Below are 15,270 nucleotides of genomic sequence, written 5' to 3'. Positions count from 1 at the left end.
CGCGACGGGGCGGGCCGGCGCGGGCGGTGCGGGGCAGGCCGACGGCGCGCGGGCGGCGGCCGGGGCGGCCGGCAGCCCGGCGACGAGGAGGGCCGCCAGGGCGGCCAGGGCCGGGCGGGCGGTGGGCCGGGACATCGACGGCCTCCGTATCGTGTCGACTCCGGAACGGGATGTTAGCGCCTCGCCGACGCCCCGGCCGACCGTCGATGGCCAGGCATTGTGATCTTGTTACCACCTTGTAGGTTGTTAGGCGATGCCTGTGGCCTGTTCGCGGAAGGAGAGGTGGCCGTGACCGGATGGGAGCCGGCCACCGAGGCCGAGGTGGCGATGCGGGACGCGCTGCGCGCGCAGGACCAGCAGCTCTACTTCCGCCTTCTGACCCGCGTCGAGCTGCTCCTGCCGGTCGCCGCCCAGACGCCCGCCGGTCGGGGCCCGCAGGGCTGGGGCACCTGGACCACCGGGGGTCGCACGCACATCCTGGCCTTCACCTCCGCCACCGCGCTGCGTGCCTGCCTGGGGGAGAACGCCGGCACCACCCGTCGCGTCCCGTACGCCGACCTGGCCGCCGACTGGCCCGACCACGAGTGGTGGCTGACGGTCAATCCCGGGTTGCCGATCGAGGCCTACCTGCCGGCCTGGTTCGTCGCCCAGCTCGCCCGGGGCGACGTCCGGCTGCCGGGCCGGACCATGGGCGCCCGCGCCCGCCTGGAGCGGGTGGAGAGCGCCGCCCGGGCGGCCCGGATCGGCCCGTCCGCGCCCGGCCGGGACGTCCCGCCGTCGCCCGTGTCCCCGGCGGCCGGCGGGCGCGTGCCCCCGGGCCCCGTCCCGCCGGTCCGGAGTGGCCGCGGGCCGGTCGGTGGCGAGCCGTCCACCGTTCCCATCCCGACCGTTCCCGCCCCGAGCGCCCGGGCCACCGTCCCCGACGCGTCCTTCCCGCCGCCGACCCGCCGCCCCGACCCGGCGAACGGCCGTCCGGCCCGGCCGCTCGGCCGCGGTGCGCCGGACGACGAGCGGCCCGCCCACCCGGCCGGCGCCGATCCGGGCGCGGACAACCTCGCCGGCTGGCTCACCGACCTGCGCGGGCGTCCCGACGAGTCGGATCCGTTCGCCGACGCCACCCGCGCCGACGCCGGCCGCGGCGACGCCACCCGCGCCGACGCCGGCCGCGCCGGACCGGCCAACGGCCGGTCGGCCGAGCCCGCGCCCCCGCCCGCCCGGTCCTTCTTCGAGCCCGCCTCGGGTCACTCGCCGCGGCGGCCCTCACCGCTGGACACGTCGCGCCGCGGCGGCGACCGGGCCGTGCCCCCCTCCCGGTTCGCCGGCGGCGGCCAGCCCTTCCCGCGCCGACGGCCGCTGAACGAGCCGGTGCCGGAGGACCCGACCCAGGCGTTCCGGGTGGACTCCGCCGAACCGGCTCCGGCGCGGCGGCCGGAGGAACCGGCCGGGCCGTTCCGCCCGGCCGCCCCGGCCGGGGAGACCACCCAGGCGCTGCCCCGGCGGCGACCGGGCACCGACGATGACCCCGGCGCGGACGAGCGAACCCAGCCGATCCCCGGCCCGGGCGACCCCGCCGAGGCCGAGGAACTGCCGCCCTCGATCGCCGAGCCGGTGTCGGGCCCGCCCGCGCCGCGTCGGGGCTTCACCCCGATCGTCATCGAGGGCACCGTCGTCGAGTCCCGCGACCTGACCGAGCCGGCGGAGCCGCCGCGCCCGGCCCGGAGCATGCCGCCCGAGCCGTACGCGGTGCCCACGGTGCCCGCCGCCGCCTCCGCGATGGCCTCGGCGACGGCGCCGGCCGCGTCCCGGGCCGCCGGCGACCCGCCGGCGCCCTGGGCCGGCCCCACCGACCCCACCCTGTCGCTGGCGGTCGACCCGCCCACGTCGCCGGTCCCAGATCGGGCCCCGGCCGCCGGGCCCGTCGAATTCCGGGCCGAGGCGGTCACTCCCTCCGGGGAACGGCCGGCCGAGCCGACCGTGCCGCTGTTCGGCCCGTCCGCGCCGGGACCGGCGGACGACCCGCGTGCGTCGCTGTTCACCCCGGCCGGCTCCGGCGACGCCGACGGGGCGCCGGAGGAGCCGACCGCGCCGCTGTTCGAGCCGCCCACGCAGCCTGAGGTGCCGCTGTTCGAGCCGGCCGCCCGGGCGGACGAGCCGACCACGTCGGTCCTCGCGCCCACCGCCGAGGCCGGCCCCGTGCCGCCCGGGAAGCCGACGGCAGCCGCCACTCCGTCCCCTGGGGACGGAGACGCCGACTTCGTGCCGGCGGACGAGGTGGAGGAGGAACTGCTGACCGCGGCCGGCAGCGGCAGCACCGACGGCTTCCTCACCACCCTGCTGCTGGCCCGGGTGCTGCTGCCGGTCGCGGCCGAGTCGGCGGCGGGCAGCCGGCCGGGTGGCCCCGGCTTCGTCTGGCCCACCGAGCAGATCGACGGCGGCACGTACGTGGTGGTCTACACCTCGCCCGAGCGGCTGGCGGACCGGGCGGGCGGCCCGGCCGAGACGGTGCGGGTCAAGTTCGTCCAGCTCATCCGGCGCTGGCCGGACGTGAGCTGGTCGTTCGCGGTGAACCCGGGCACCCCGGTCGGGGCGACCTACCCGGGGGAGCAGGTCCTCGCGCTGGCCAACTGGGCGGCCGAGGTGGGGCTGGGCGACGACCCGGAGACCGAGCCGGAGCCGCCCGCCACCGGGCCGGCGCCGGCGGCCGAGCCCCGGCCGGCCCCGTCGGTGGACCCGACCCGCCCGGTGACCATGCAGAAGGCGATCGCCCCGAGCCAGCTCGCCTACTACCTGGAACGGGGCTACGACCGGGTCTCCGGCTTCGTGCACCGGGCCAGCGAGCTGGCCCACCTCGGCACCCCGGCCGAGCTGTACGACGCGCTCGGTCTCGGCCACCCCGGCTCGCCGTTCTCCCGCGACGCCGAGGAGATCTACGTGCTGCGCTGGCCGGCCTACCGGCCGAGCCTCTACCGGATCCCCTACGGCGGGCAGAACGAGGGCGCCATGCGGGCGATGGAGGGCTGGGTGATCGAGCGGCCCCCGTTCCGCGGCAACGGCTTCGCCCCGGGGGAGAGCAGCGACGTGGTCGCCGAGTTCAAGGTGGACAGCGCCCGGCTGCCGCACGGCGCCGAGCTGTGGCGGATCGGCGCGGACCGCAGCGAGCGGGTGGTCGCGGTGCTGGACACCGACGCGCTGCTGTGGCAGAGGGCGGGTGACGGGTGAGCCGCGACGGTTACGTGGCCCGCTGGCAGGGGCGGGAGTACCAGGCCAGCCCCGACGGCGGCGACGTCCGCCTGTACCAGCCGGAACCGGGTGAGGGCTTCACCGAGGTACGCCCCGGCCGGCACGTCCGGGTGGTGCCGGTCGCCGAGGTCGAGGACCTGGCGTACGTGCGGACCACCTGCACCTGGCAGGGGCAGCCGTTCATCGTGCTGGCCGAACACGACGGCTGGCTGCGGGTGGAGTACACGGGCGGCCGCTGGCCGGTGGCCCAGGGGATGGGGCTGGAGGCCTTCGACTTCGGCGTCTACCAGGGCTGGGCGCCCGCGAGCGAGGTGACCGACCTGCGCGAGCAGCGGGTCTGACTCAGGACTTCGTCCAGCGCAGGATCTCGCCGAGCACCAGGTCGCGGGCCTCCACGTGCGGGAAGTGGCCCACCCCGTCGAGCAGCCGCCACTCGTAGGGGGCGGTGACGTACCGACCGGAGCCCTGGGCGGTGCGGGGCAGCGAGGCCCGGTCGAGCGCGCCGTGCAGCTGGAGGGTCGGGGTGACCAGCGGCTTCTGCATGAGGCGGACGAACCGGTAGCCGTGCAGCCGCAGCACCGACCGGAACGCCCAGCGGTAGCCCTCCATCGCGCAGAACGCCGCCTGCGGGATCTGCATGGCCACCCGGCAGCACCGGGCGTACGCGTCGAAGTCGGGGCCGTTCACCCAGCGTGGTCCGCCCCAGCGGCGCAGCATCTCCTCCACCTCGGCGGCGTCGTCGCGGGTCAGCACGTGTTCGTAGCGCGGGAGCTGGAACTTCAGCGTGGGGGTGGACGCGGTGAACTGGCCGCGCGGGTCGGCGAAGATGGCGGCCCGGAGCCGGAGCGGGTGCGGCGCGCCGAGCACCACGAGCCGCCGGACCAGGGTGGGATGGAACGAGGCGGCCGTCCAGGCGATGAGCCCGCCGGCGCCGCTGCCCACCAGGGTCGCCGACCGCTCGCCGAGGGCCCGGATCAGCCCGGCCACGTCGGCGGCGAGGGTGTAGCCGTCGTACCCCCGGGGTGGCTTGTCGCTCGCGCCGTAACCGCGCAGGTCGACGGCGACCGCGCGGAAGCCCGCGTCGGCGATCGCCGGCAGCATCTCGTGCCAGGCGTACCAGTATTCGGGGAAGCCGTGCAGGAAGAGCACCATGGGGCCGGTGCCGGCCTCGACGACGTGGAAGCGGCTGCCGTTGGCGCCGACGAACCGGTGGGTCCACGGCCCCTCGGGGAGGACGCAGGACTCGTCGACGGGTCCGCCGCGCTGGTCGGTCATGGGGCACAGCCTAGGGCGGGCACCGGGCGGGCGGCCCCGCAGGTGGCGAGGATCAGGGGATTCTCGGGGACTTCACCGGACGGGCCGCGGCCGGCCCGGGCGCCGGAAAGGGCGATGCCCGGGCAGGTGACCTGCCCGGGCATCGCGGGATGTAGCGGTGATCAGCGGCTCAGGAGATGCGGACCTTCATCGAGGTGCCGTTCTGCTGGAGAACCTTGATCTTGACGCCGGCGCCGGGGAGCTTGACGCCGTGGTTCGGCAGCTCCGGGTACCAGTACTGCTTGGTGTCGTCGAACAGCGGCTGCGCGGCCTGGCCACGGATGTACTGCGGCTGGCTGTTGATGTGCAGCGTGAACGAGTCCGCCTTCTTGAGGCCGAACGGCGCGTCGTAGACCTGGACGCGGGCCCGCCACGGGGCGCCGGTCAGGTTGTAGATCGGCCGCGGGTGCGCGTCGATGTAGAGGTTACGACCCTCACCCGGGTGCTCGAACGTGTCGTTGTCCGCGTACCGGAGGTTCCAGTACGAGATCAGCAGACCCTCCTGGTACGCGTAGTGGTCCACCCAGTCCGGGCGGGTGTTCGCGTAGCCGAAGTAGTACGGGCCCGTCTTCAGGTACTTGTCGTACGAGACGTACGACCGGTTGCCGGCGATGTAGTAGTTGTCGAAGAGCCGGGTGTAGCTCTCCCCGGTGATGCTCCAGCCGTCGAGCGCCCAGTCCCCGGCACCGCTCTCGGCGCCGTCGCTGAGCACGGTCTGGCCGTCGGCGGTCACGGTGATGGCGTCACCGAAGAAGCCGCCGGAGGAGACCCCACCGTCGGTGAGGTAGTGGAAGCGGAACTGCGCGACCTTGCCGGCCGCCGCGTCCATCGGGATGTTGATGTCCACCCACTTGCCCGCGCTGCTGCCGGTGAGACCCGGCGTGGGGTCGGTGTTGGACACCGGGGGGATCGGCTTGCCGTTGACCGTGCCCGGCAGGGCGGCCCAGGTCTTGCCGCCGTCCAGCGACGCCTCGAAGAAGAGGTAGTCGTAGCCGGTCTCGATGTTGAAGCGCCCCTTCATGGACAGCGCCGCCGAGGTCTTCCCGGTGAAGTCGAGCGTCCTGGTCATGGTGTTGTCCAGGTCGTCGTCGTTGCCGGAGAAGTACTGCTTGGTGCCCTCGAACGGAGCGCCGTACTGGAAGGTGTACTCCCGCTGTGGCAGCACCACGACCGCGGCCTGCGCCTTCTTGGAGTTGTACTCCTGCGGGCCCAGGTCCAGGGTGCGCTTCTGCCCGGCCTTGACCACCTCGTAGTCGAGCCAGCCGAGCTGGAGCTTGTTCCAGGCGCCGAGGTCGCCACCGCGCTCGCCGATGCCCTGGTCGTTCTTGCCGCCGAGCCGGCTCTGGGCCATCAGGGTCCAGTGCTCGTTGTTGTTGTCCCCGCCGTTGATGACGTTGTAGTCGTCCGGCAGGCCGAGGTCGTGGCCGTACTCGTGGTAGAAGACGCTACGGCCACCGTTCTCCGGCTGGATCGTGTAGTCGCGGATCCAGACGCCGGTGTCGCCGATCTGGGTGCCGCCGATCGGGAAGTTCGGCGGACCCACGCGGGAGGTGTTGTACGCCGCCCAGCGGTGGCTCCAGATGGCGTCCTCACCCTGGTGCGGGTCACCGTCGGCCTGGTCGCCGCCGGAGTGGACGATCTGGAAGTGGTCGATGTAGCCGTCCGGCTCGTTGAAGTTGCCGTCGCCGTCGTAGTCGAACCGGTCCCACTGGTCGAACGACTGCATGTCGGCCTTGATCTGGGCGTCGGTTCGGCCCTTGGCCTTCTGGTCGGCGACCCACTGGTTGGCGGCGTCGCGGATCAGGTCCCAGGTGTTCGGGCAGACGTTGTCCGCGCAGACCGCCGGGTCGTTGGCCGGGTCGTCCGAATCGTCGGCGATCGGGTCGTCCGAGCGACCGTACCGGGCGGCGTTGTACTTGACCTTCACCCAGTCCGTGACCTGCCCGTCGACCGTGTAGCGGCCGGACGACTGGGCCTCGTAGTACTGCTTGAGCGACTCGTCGCCCGGCTTGGTCCCGAAGTACAGCTGACGGAAGTGCTCCGGGCTGTAGTCGGGCTGCCAGACGGTGGAGTTGTCCACGGCCCGGTTGGGCGCCGGGATCTCGTTGTGCCGCGGACCGTCGTAGCCGGTCGGGCCCGCGATGTCCGGGTTGATGTCCTTGTCCGGGTAGGCCGGGTCGCGCTCGTCGCCGAACTCGGCGAGGATCACGAAGATCTTGTCGGTCCGTTCCCGGGCCAGCTCGACGTACTGGTCCTTCTTGCCCGCCTTGTTGCTGGCGGTCCGGGCGCCGGCCGCCGCCGCCGCGCCGCCGGCGGTCTCGCCGACCTTGACGACGGTGCTGCCGTTGATCTTCTGGGCCTTGGCCCGGCCGGACAGAACCTCGCTGAGGCCCTCCTGGCGGAGTGCCCGCCGCTTGTCCTCGAGCTTGTCCGGCAGATCGTGAGGGGCCTGCGGCTCGGCCGCCGCCGGAGCGGCGGCCGGCAGCTTCGGAGTCGGCGCGGCGCTGGCGGCCGTGCCCGCCACCAGTCCCGTCGCCGTCAACGAGAGCCCGAGCAGACCCACTGCGACTTTGCGCACGTGGATACCTCCGGTGTGAGGGAACCGGCCCAACGGGGGTACGGGCCGGTGGAAGGTCCCACTTGTGGGACCACTGGTGAAGATAGACATTCCCGTGACGCGTGGGAAGACACGTGCGTCGATTTGTAGCAACTTTTTGTTGGGAAGGCTCCTCACCGTCACATCGAGATCGGCCGATCGGCCGGGCTGAGCTGGGGCGAAAGGTCTCGGGGTACGCGAAAGGGGCCGGTGGCGTCGCCGCCACCGGCCCCTTCCGGTTGGTGCTACCCGATCAGTTGGTGACCTTGACGACCATGTCGCTGGTCGGGGTGGTGCCCTGCTGCAGGATCTCGATCTTGGTGCCGGTGCCGGCGACCTTCACCGAGTTCCACGGGTTGTTGCTGTTCCAGTACTTGTTGACCCCGCTGTCGGTGAACACCGGGTTCGGCGCGAGCTCCGGCACGGTGACCGCCACGTCGTTCTTGTGGAAGGTCTGCGCCGGCTTGGCGTAGAGGCTGAAGGTGCCGTCGTAGCCGTTGCGCCGGTTGGTGATGTTGCCCTGGTTGCCGACCTGGATCTTGCCCGGACGGACGTCGACCGGAAGGTTCAGGCCGTAGCCCGGGTGGGCCGACGTGTTGTTGTCGCCGTAGGCGTAGTTCACGTACCAGACCAGCATGCCCGGCTGGACGGAGAACCGCTCCACCCAGTTCGGCCGGCTGGCGAACCCGTAGTTGTAGCCACCGGTCCGCAGCGTGTCGTCGTAACCGAAGTAGGTCCGGTTCTCGGCGATGTAGAAGCGGGGGTAGCTGGCGGTCACCGAGCCACCCATCCGGGTCCAGCCCTTGGCGGTCCACTCCGCGGCGAGGGTCTCCGCGTCGTCGGTCCAGGCGACCGCGCCGTTCTTGGTCAGCGAGACGTTGTCCAGGAACGGACCGGCGAAGTGCACGCCGCCGTCGGTCGCGTAGCGGTAGCGGAACAGCACCGACTTGCCGGCGTACGCCGACAGGTCGTAGGTCGAGTCGACCCAGGTGCCGTTGCTGGAGCCGTCGATGCCGCTGTCACCCGCGTCGACCAGGTTGTTCTTCAGGTCAGCCCAGGTGGCGCCACCGTCGGTCGACACCTCCGCGTAGAGGTAGTCGTAGTCCTCTTCGATGTCGTACTGCAGCTTGGAGGTGATCGACGCGGTGGTCGCGCCGGTCAGGTCCAGGGTGCGGGTCAGCGAGGAGTTCAGGTCGTCCGCGCTGCCGCCCCACCACTCGTACGACCCGCCGAACGGCGTGTTGTAGTTCGTGGTCTGCGTCTGGTCGGGCAGGTTCACCACGACCGCCTGGGCCTTCGGCCCGTCGCTGTCGCCGGCCGGGCCGAGGGTCACCCGGGTGGTGCCCGAGCCGTAGTCGACCGTGCTGTGGTTCAGCCAGCCCAGGTAGAGCTTCGACCACGGGTCCATGTAGCCCGGGGTCGAACCGATGTCGTCGGTGCCGTGGCTCAGCCACGAACCCGAGGACATCAGGCTCCAGAAGCCGACGCCGTTGTCGCCACCCTGGGTGTCGTACAGGTCCGGCAGACCGAGGTCGTGACCGTACTCGTGCGCGAAGACGCCGAGGCCGCCGTTCTCCGGCTCCGTGGTGTAGTCACGGATCCACATCCCGGTGTCGCCGATCTGCACACCGCCCGCGAGGTTGCCGGCCGGACCGGCCTTGCCCTCGAGGTTGGTGAACGCCGCCCAGCGGTGCGACCAGATGGCGTCCTCGCCCTGGGCGCCGCCGCCGGCCTCCTCGCCCTCACCGGCGTGCACCGCCTGGAAGTGGTCGATGTAGCCGTCGGCCTCGTTGAAGTTGCCGTCGCCGTCGAAGTCGTACCGGTCCCAGACGTCGAACTGCTTGAGGTAGTCCTTGATCTCCTGGGCCGACTTCCCGGCCGCGACCTGGGTCTGGTACCAGGACGTGGCGCTGTCCCGGACGAAGTTCCAGTAGCCCTCGGCCTCGGAGATGTTGTCGTTCGGGTTGTTCGGGTCGTCGTTGTGACCGTAACGAGCCTCGTTGTAAGGCACCGTGATCCAGTCGCTGACGTCGCCCTTGACCGTGTAACGACCACCGGACTGCTTCAGGTAGAAGTCCCGGAACGACTCGCCCTCACCGTAGAACATGTCCATGTAGTGCTCGCGGTGGAAGTCGGAGCGCCACAGGGTGCTGTTGTCGTCGGTGGAGCTGCCGTCCCAGTTGCGGTCCGGCTCCGGGATCTGGTTGACCACCGGTCCGGCGGAGCCGCCGGCGCGCGGGTCGGTCTTGGTGCCGAAGTTGACCAGCATCGTGAAGATGGGGTCTTCCTTCGGCGCCTGCTGGTACTCGACGAACAGGTCGTCCTTGACCTGGATGACCTTCGAGCCGTTGCGCGTCTGAAGCTTGGCCTTGCCCTGCAGCAGGTCGGAGATCGCCTGCTTCTTGAGCTCCCGCTGCTGATCCGCCTTGGGATCGGGCAGGTTGTCCTTGCCATGCTTCGCCTTGTCGGCGCCGGGGGTGGGCTCCGCCGCCGGGGCGGCGGACACCGGCGTCGTGACGACACCGGCTGCCAGCAGCGCGGCCGCGGCCGAAGCCAGGCCAGCTGTGACTCGTCTCCTCAAAGGTCCTCCTCCTTTGTGGAACTGTTACATGACAGAGACAGCCAGAACCATCAGTGTCATGTCATGCGTCACTCACAATGACAGGTGTTTGCATCGTTGTCACCGGTCAATCACCCGAAGGCTTGGCCTCTTTTCTCGGGCAATCTGGGGCAAAAATGCCCAGCGATTCGCCGTCGATTCACATCACGTTTCGGCCACGATCACTCAGCGTGACGGTGATTATGAGGTCCCCCAAGGGGAGCGCAGCGGCCCGCGAAAATGTCACACGGCTGCGAGGAAAAATTGCCGACGCGTAAGACGGACGGGGCCCGTCCGGAGCAGTGTGCTCCAGACGGGCCCCGTCGTGTGGTTCCGACGCGCCCTCGGCGTGTCAGGTCACGGGGTCGCCGGGGTCACGTACACCGTGGCGTACGAGTTGTCCTTGGCCGCCCGCTTGATGGTGATCGAGACGCCGTACGCGACGCCCGCGTCACCGGGGTTGCCGGTGCCGAGCACGATCGCCCCGCCGCCCAGGGTGGCCCCGTAGTACGCCGGAGCCGGCGTGCCGTCGGGGTTGGTCACCCGGGTGGTGTACTTCGCGTTGCCCCGCGACGGGATGACGACGGAGGCGTCGTTGTCCCGGGCGAACGCGGAGCCGTTGCGGATCTCGATGCCCGGGTACCAGCCCTTGGCGTCGGTGAACGCCGGGACCGGGGCCTGGGCCGCGAAGTTGGTGCAGTACTCGCTGTACGGCTCGTTCGCCGCCTCCAGGCACTCCTTGAAGGGGTACGTGGAGCCCAGGGAGAAGGCCGCGTTGGACGACTGCGGACGGCTGGGCAGGTTGTCCAGCGTCGACGGGTCCTTGACGGCCGCGTCGCCCTGCCGGCGCAGCGGGTCGTTGTGCGAGTCGACGATCAGCAGCCCGCCCTTGGCCCCGTAGCTGGGCAGCGCGGTCATTTGCGCGGTGACGTGGTTGACGTCGCCGAGCACGGTGTCCCGGTACCAGACCAGCATGCCCGGGGCGTTGTAGGAGAGCTTGTCGACCTTCCACGCCTCGTGCGAGTAGACCGTGTCGTACGCGTACTTCAGGCCCTTGTCGAAGCCGTCGAAGTTCCGCCACTCGGCCAGGTAGTAGTGCGCCTTGACCTGGGTGCCCGAGTCGACGTGCCAGCCCGCGCCGGAGGTGTCGGTGAAGGTGCCGCCGGTCTGGGTCCAGCCGTTGGCGCCGCCCTCGACGTCGTCGCTCCAGGTGGTGGCGCCGCCGCCGGTGACCGAGAAGTCGTCGGCGAACCAGCCACGCTCCACGAACGCCTCGTCGGTGGCGTACCGCAGCCGGACCTGGACGGTCTGCCCGGCGAACGCGGACAGGTCGACGTAGTCGTGCCGCCAGCCGCCCGTGCTGCCGGTCAGGCCGTACTTCTTGTTGCCGAAGTCGACCATGCGGCCGTTGGGGTCGGCGTACCCGTCGTTGGTGGTGACGAGCTTGCCGGTGGCGTCGTAGACCTTCTGCTCCGACCAGGTGGCGCCACCGTTGGTGGAGACCTCCAGGAAGCCGTAGTCCCAGTCCGCCTCGATGACGTAGTTGTTCCACATCCAGAACTTCGCGTCCGCGGCGTTCGGGACGGTCACCGTGCGGCTCAGCTTGACGTCCGCCCAGTCCTGGTCGGCCCCCGAGTACCACATGTTGGTGCCGCTGTGCGGCTCCGCCAGGGTGATCACCTTGTTCGGCAGGTTGATCTTGATGCCGTCCTTGGTGCCGACCGGGGTGTTCGAGGTCTGGCCCAGCTGCACCGAGCGCGGGTCGTCACCCGGGTTGAGCTGCAGCGGGTCGGCCCAGCCGAGCACCCACTTGTCCCAGAGGCCCATGTGGGTGGGCAGCGCCTGGAAGATCTCGCCGCTGTGCGAGCCCGAGGCCATCAGGTCCCAGAAGTCGACGTCCGAGTCGGCGTTGCCGGAGGTGTCGTAAAGGTCCGGCAGACCCAGGTCGTGACCGAACTCGTGGGCGAACACACCGACGCCGGCGTCCTCCGGCTGCACGATGTAGTTGGCCACCTTCTTGTTGGTGCCCGGAATCGTGTAACCGCCGGCCACCGTCGAGGAGTGCGCCCAGACCGAGTAGACGCCCACGTCGCCGCCGCCGCGCGACTTGCCCTGGTTCGCGTGCACCAGCACCAGGTGGTCGATCACGCCGTCCGGCTCGTTGACGTTGCCGTCGCCGTCGGCGTCGCCCTGGTCCTCGATGTCGTAGTCGGCCCACGGGAAGTTCGGGTCCATCTTGGCCAGCGCGTCCACCGCGTCGGTGGCCAGCCGGCCGGCGCCCTGCGGGTTGTCCGGGTGGCCGTTCATCGACTGCTCACGACCGGCGACCCAGTTGCCGTTCTCGTCCTTGAAGCAACGGGAGGCCGCGTACCAGCCCTCCGAGTGCGGCACGGTGATCCACGGGCTGGCCTGCCCGTCCACCGTGTACGCGCCCTTGGACATCTCCAGGTACATGTTGTGCATCGTGCGACCGGAGATGTCCACGCCCGGCTTGCCGTCCGGCCCGGTCAGGTCCTTACGGACCCGCTCGGTGATGCCCTCCTTGGTGTAGAGCATCTTGTCGTAGTGCTCGGGCGAGAAGTCCGGCACCCACATCGAGTTGTTGTCCTCGTGCGGCAGGCTGGCCGGGTCCGGAATGGTGTTGTGCTTCGGGCCGTTCTGCACGGTGCCGAGGACACAGCTCCGGTCCTCGAAGACCGTCTTCGGCACGTACACGTTGGTGAAGTCGTCGTTCGCCTTGTCGTTGAACTCCACCAGCAGGGTGAGCAGCTTGGCGGTCTGGGTGCCCTTGGCCTGCTTGATCTGGCGGGGGCTCTGCCCCGTCTTGATCGCCTTGGCCTCCAGCTTGGCCAGTTCCCGCGCGGCCTTCGGGTTGCCGCCGGCGAACTTGCGGTCGTAGGCCCGCGCCGCGTCGACCGGGCTCGTGTAGACCCCGTCCTTCCCCTTGACCTCCTTGCCCGCCGTGTCCGGCTGGACCTCGGGCTCGGCGTAGTTGATGTAGTAGTCGTCCGCCCCGATCGTGGCCCGGGCGCTGCCGGACGTCTGGGCGGCCGCGCTGCCCGTCACGGTCAGCGACGTGGCGGCGAGGGCGATGGCGGGCAGCGCGACGAGTAGGCGTCGGCGTGACCCGGACCGTGGAAATGTGTGCATGCCACTCCGTTCGTAGGGCATGGGAGGGGGGAACCGGCCGGTCGCGCGTCGCAGCGACGCCCGTCGAACCGGTCCGATGCGGCTGAACCTAACCGAAGAGTGCCTCCATCGACAGGGGGCGACATAGCCTCTGGCCGATCAGCCTGCCGAACCTCCACCGAACTTCCGACAGGTGTCTCAACAGAACGACGGTGGGTGGCGGCCCGTCCGGACCACCACCCACCGTCAGGGGTACGTCTGCGCTCAGTCCTCGTCGGACTTGCCGCCCCCCATGCCCGAGGAGATCAGGTCCATCACCGAGGAGTCCTGAAGCGTCGTGACGTCGCCGAGCGACCGGTTCTCCGCCACGTCCCGCAGCAGCCGGCGCATGATCTTGCCGGAGCGGGTCTTCGGCAGCTCAGGCACCAGCATGATCTGCCGGGGCTTGGCGATCGGGCCGAGCGTCTTGGCCACGTGGTTGCGCAGGTCGGCGATGAGTTTCTCGCCGGCCTCACCGGAGATCTCCGTGCTCCCGCGCGGGATGGCGAACGCGACGATCGCCTGGCCGGTGGTCGGGTCGGTCGCGCCCACCACCGCCGCCTCGGCCACCGACGGGTGGCTGACCAGCGCCGACTCCACCTCCGTGGTGGAGATGTTGTGACCGGACACCAGCATCACGTCGTCGACCCGGCCGAGCAGCCAGATGTGCCCGTCGTCGTCCTTCTTCGCCCCGTCGCCGGCGAAGTAGACCCAGTCGTCGCCGTGGTTGGCGCCGGCCCCGAAGCGCGACCAGTAGGTCTCGATGAAGCGGTTGTCGTCGCCCCAGATGGTGCGCAGCATCGACGGCCACGGCTCCCGGAGCACCAGGTAGCCGCCCCCGCCGTTGGGCACCGACTGGCCCTGGTCGTCCACCACGTCGCCGGCGATGCCGGGCAGCGGCGCCATCGCCGAGCCGGGCTTGGCCGCGGTGACGCCCGGCAGCGGGGAGATCATGATCGCGCCGGTCTCGGTCTGCCACCAGGTGTCGACGATGGGCAGCTCGCCCCGGCCGATGTGCTGCCGGTACCAGATCCACGCCTCCGGGTTGATCGGCTCACCGACGCTGCCGAGCAGGCGCAGCGAGGAGAGGTCGTAGCCGGCGGGGATGTCCTCGCCCCACTTCATCATGGTGCGGATCAGGGTCGGCGCCGTGTACAGGATGGTGACCTTGTACTTGTCGACGATCTCCCAGAACCGGCCCTTGTGCGGGGTGTCCGGGGTGCCCTCGTACATGACCTGGGTGGCGCCGTTGGAGAGCGGGCCGTAGACGATGTAGGAGTGCCCGGTGACCCAGCCGATGTCGGCGGTGCACCAGTAGACGTCGGTCTCCGGCTTCAGGTCGAAGACCGCGTGCGTGGTGTACGACGTCTGGGTGAGGTAGCCGCCGGTGGTGTGCAGGATGCCCTTCGGCCGGGCCGTGGTGCCGCTGGTGTAGAGGATGTAGAGCGGGTGCTCGGCGTCGAACGCCTGCGCGGTGTGCTCCGGCGAGGCCGTCTCCACCGTCTCGTGCCACCAGTGGTCCTTGCCCGACCAGGCGACCTCCTCGCCGGTGCGGCGGACCACCAGCACGTGCTCCACCGACGGGCACTTGGCCACCGCCTCGTCGACGGTCGGCTTGAGCGCGGACGGCTTGCCCCGGCGGAAGCCGCCGTCCGCGGTGATCACCACCTTGGCGCTGGCGTCCTGGATCCGGTTGGTCAGCGCGTCGGCCGAGAAGCCGCCGAAGACCACGCTGTGCGTGGCGCCGATCCGGGCGCAGGCGAGCATCGCCACCGCGGCCTCGGGGATCATCGGCAGGTAGATCGCCACCCGGTCGCCGGCCGTGACGCCCAGCTCGGTCAGCGCGTTGGCCGCCTGGCAGGTGAGCTTGTGCAGGTCGGCGTAGGTGACGGTGCGGGTGTCACCGGGCTCGCCCTCCCAGTGGATGGCCACCTTGTCACCGCGACCGGCCTCCACGTGCCGGTCCAGGCAGTTGTACGCCACGTTGAGCTGACCGCCCACGAACCACTTCGCGAACGGCGCGTTCGACCAGTCGAGCACCTGGTCCCACTGCCGGTCCCAGTGCAGCCGGCCGGCCTGGCGCTCCCAGAAGGCGAGCCGGTCCTCGGCCGCCTCGCCGTACGCGTCCGCGGTCACGTTGGCGTTCGCGGCGAGCTCGGCCGGCGGCGGGAACTGGCGCGTCTCGTTCAGCAAGTTGGCCAATGCCTCGCTCATGCGGTGACTCCTTCATCGCGTGACCTGCGTCTCCTATCCGGGTGAGGTTAGTCCCGGCGCGCCCCCCGCCGCGACCGCCTGGCCATGCGTCACGCGCTCAGTGGCCCTTCGGGCGCGCCGAGCAGTAAAGGAGAGTGGT

7 protein-coding genes are annotated in these 15,270 nt (G+C 70.9%); 2 read left to right on the top strand and 5 right to left on the bottom strand.

Going from position 1 to position 15,270, the window contains the following annotated elements; genetic code table 11:
* Positions 1-288: 288 nt before the first annotated feature.
* Positions 289-3,219, top strand: a complete 2,931-nt coding sequence (locus ABZV78_RS08605; RefSeq protein ID WP_355636638.1) for an SseB family protein — start codon at positions 289-291, stop codon at positions 3,217-3,219.
* Positions 3,216-3,581: a hypothetical protein gene (locus ABZV78_RS08600; RefSeq protein WP_355636636.1), complete on the top strand. Its 366-nt coding sequence runs from the start codon at positions 3,216-3,218 to the stop codon at positions 3,579-3,581. Before ABZV78_RS08605 ends, ABZV78_RS08600 begins: the two co-directional genes overlap by 4 nt.
* A gap of 1 nt (position 3,582) precedes the next feature.
* On the opposite strand, the gene ABZV78_RS08595 is transcribed toward ABZV78_RS08600, so the two are convergent.
* The 5 genes from ABZV78_RS08595 to acs form a co-directional block, all read right to left on the bottom strand.
* Complete coding sequence (locus ABZV78_RS08595) at positions 3,583-4,515, bottom strand: alpha/beta hydrolase (protein ID WP_355636634.1); 933 nt, start codon at positions 4,513-4,515, stop codon at positions 3,583-3,585.
* Positions 4,516-4,684: 169 nt separating this feature from the next.
* A complete protein-coding gene (locus ABZV78_RS08590) occupies positions 4,685-7,117 on the bottom strand; it encodes an immune inhibitor A domain-containing protein (RefSeq protein WP_355636652.1) in 2,433 nt (810 codons plus the stop codon).
* A 286-nt stretch (positions 7,118-7,403) separates the two neighbouring features.
* Positions 7,404-9,731 carry an immune inhibitor A domain-containing protein gene (locus ABZV78_RS08585; RefSeq protein ID WP_355636632.1) on the bottom strand — a complete coding sequence of 776 codons (2,328 nt, stop codon included), beginning with the start codon at positions 9,729-9,731 and terminating at the stop codon, positions 7,404-7,406.
* A gap of 375 nt (positions 9,732-10,106) precedes the next feature.
* Positions 10,107-12,899, bottom strand: a complete 2,793-nt coding sequence (locus tag ABZV78_RS08580; protein WP_355636630.1) for an immune inhibitor A domain-containing protein — start codon at positions 12,897-12,899, stop codon at positions 10,107-10,109.
* Between the two features lie 243 nt (positions 12,900-13,142).
* Positions 13,143-15,131, bottom strand: a complete 1,989-nt coding sequence (gene acs / locus ABZV78_RS08575; protein ID WP_355636628.1) for an acetate--CoA ligase — start codon at positions 15,129-15,131, stop codon at positions 13,143-13,145.
* Positions 15,132-15,270: the final 139 nt, after the last annotated feature.

Source organism: Micromonospora sp. NPDC004540, from assembly GCF_040610095.1.
Lineage (GTDB): Bacteria > Actinomycetota > Actinomycetes > Mycobacteriales > Micromonosporaceae > Micromonospora.
The sequence above is the reverse complement of the archived record's forward strand: the minus strand, read 5'-3'. Positions and strand labels throughout refer to the sequence as shown.

Coding starts and splice junctions, on each gene's coding strand:
- ABZV78_RS08595 (WP_355636634.1), bottom strand. CDS start 4,515: ATGACCGACCAGCGCGGCGGACCCGTCGACGAGTCCTGCGTCCTCCCC.
- acs (WP_355636628.1), bottom strand. CDS start 15,131: ATGAGCGAGGCATTGGCCAACTTGCTGAACGAGACGCGCCAGTTCCCG.
- ABZV78_RS08580 (WP_355636630.1), bottom strand. CDS start 12,899: ATGCACACATTTCCACGGTCCGGGTCACGCCGACGCCTACTCGTCGCG.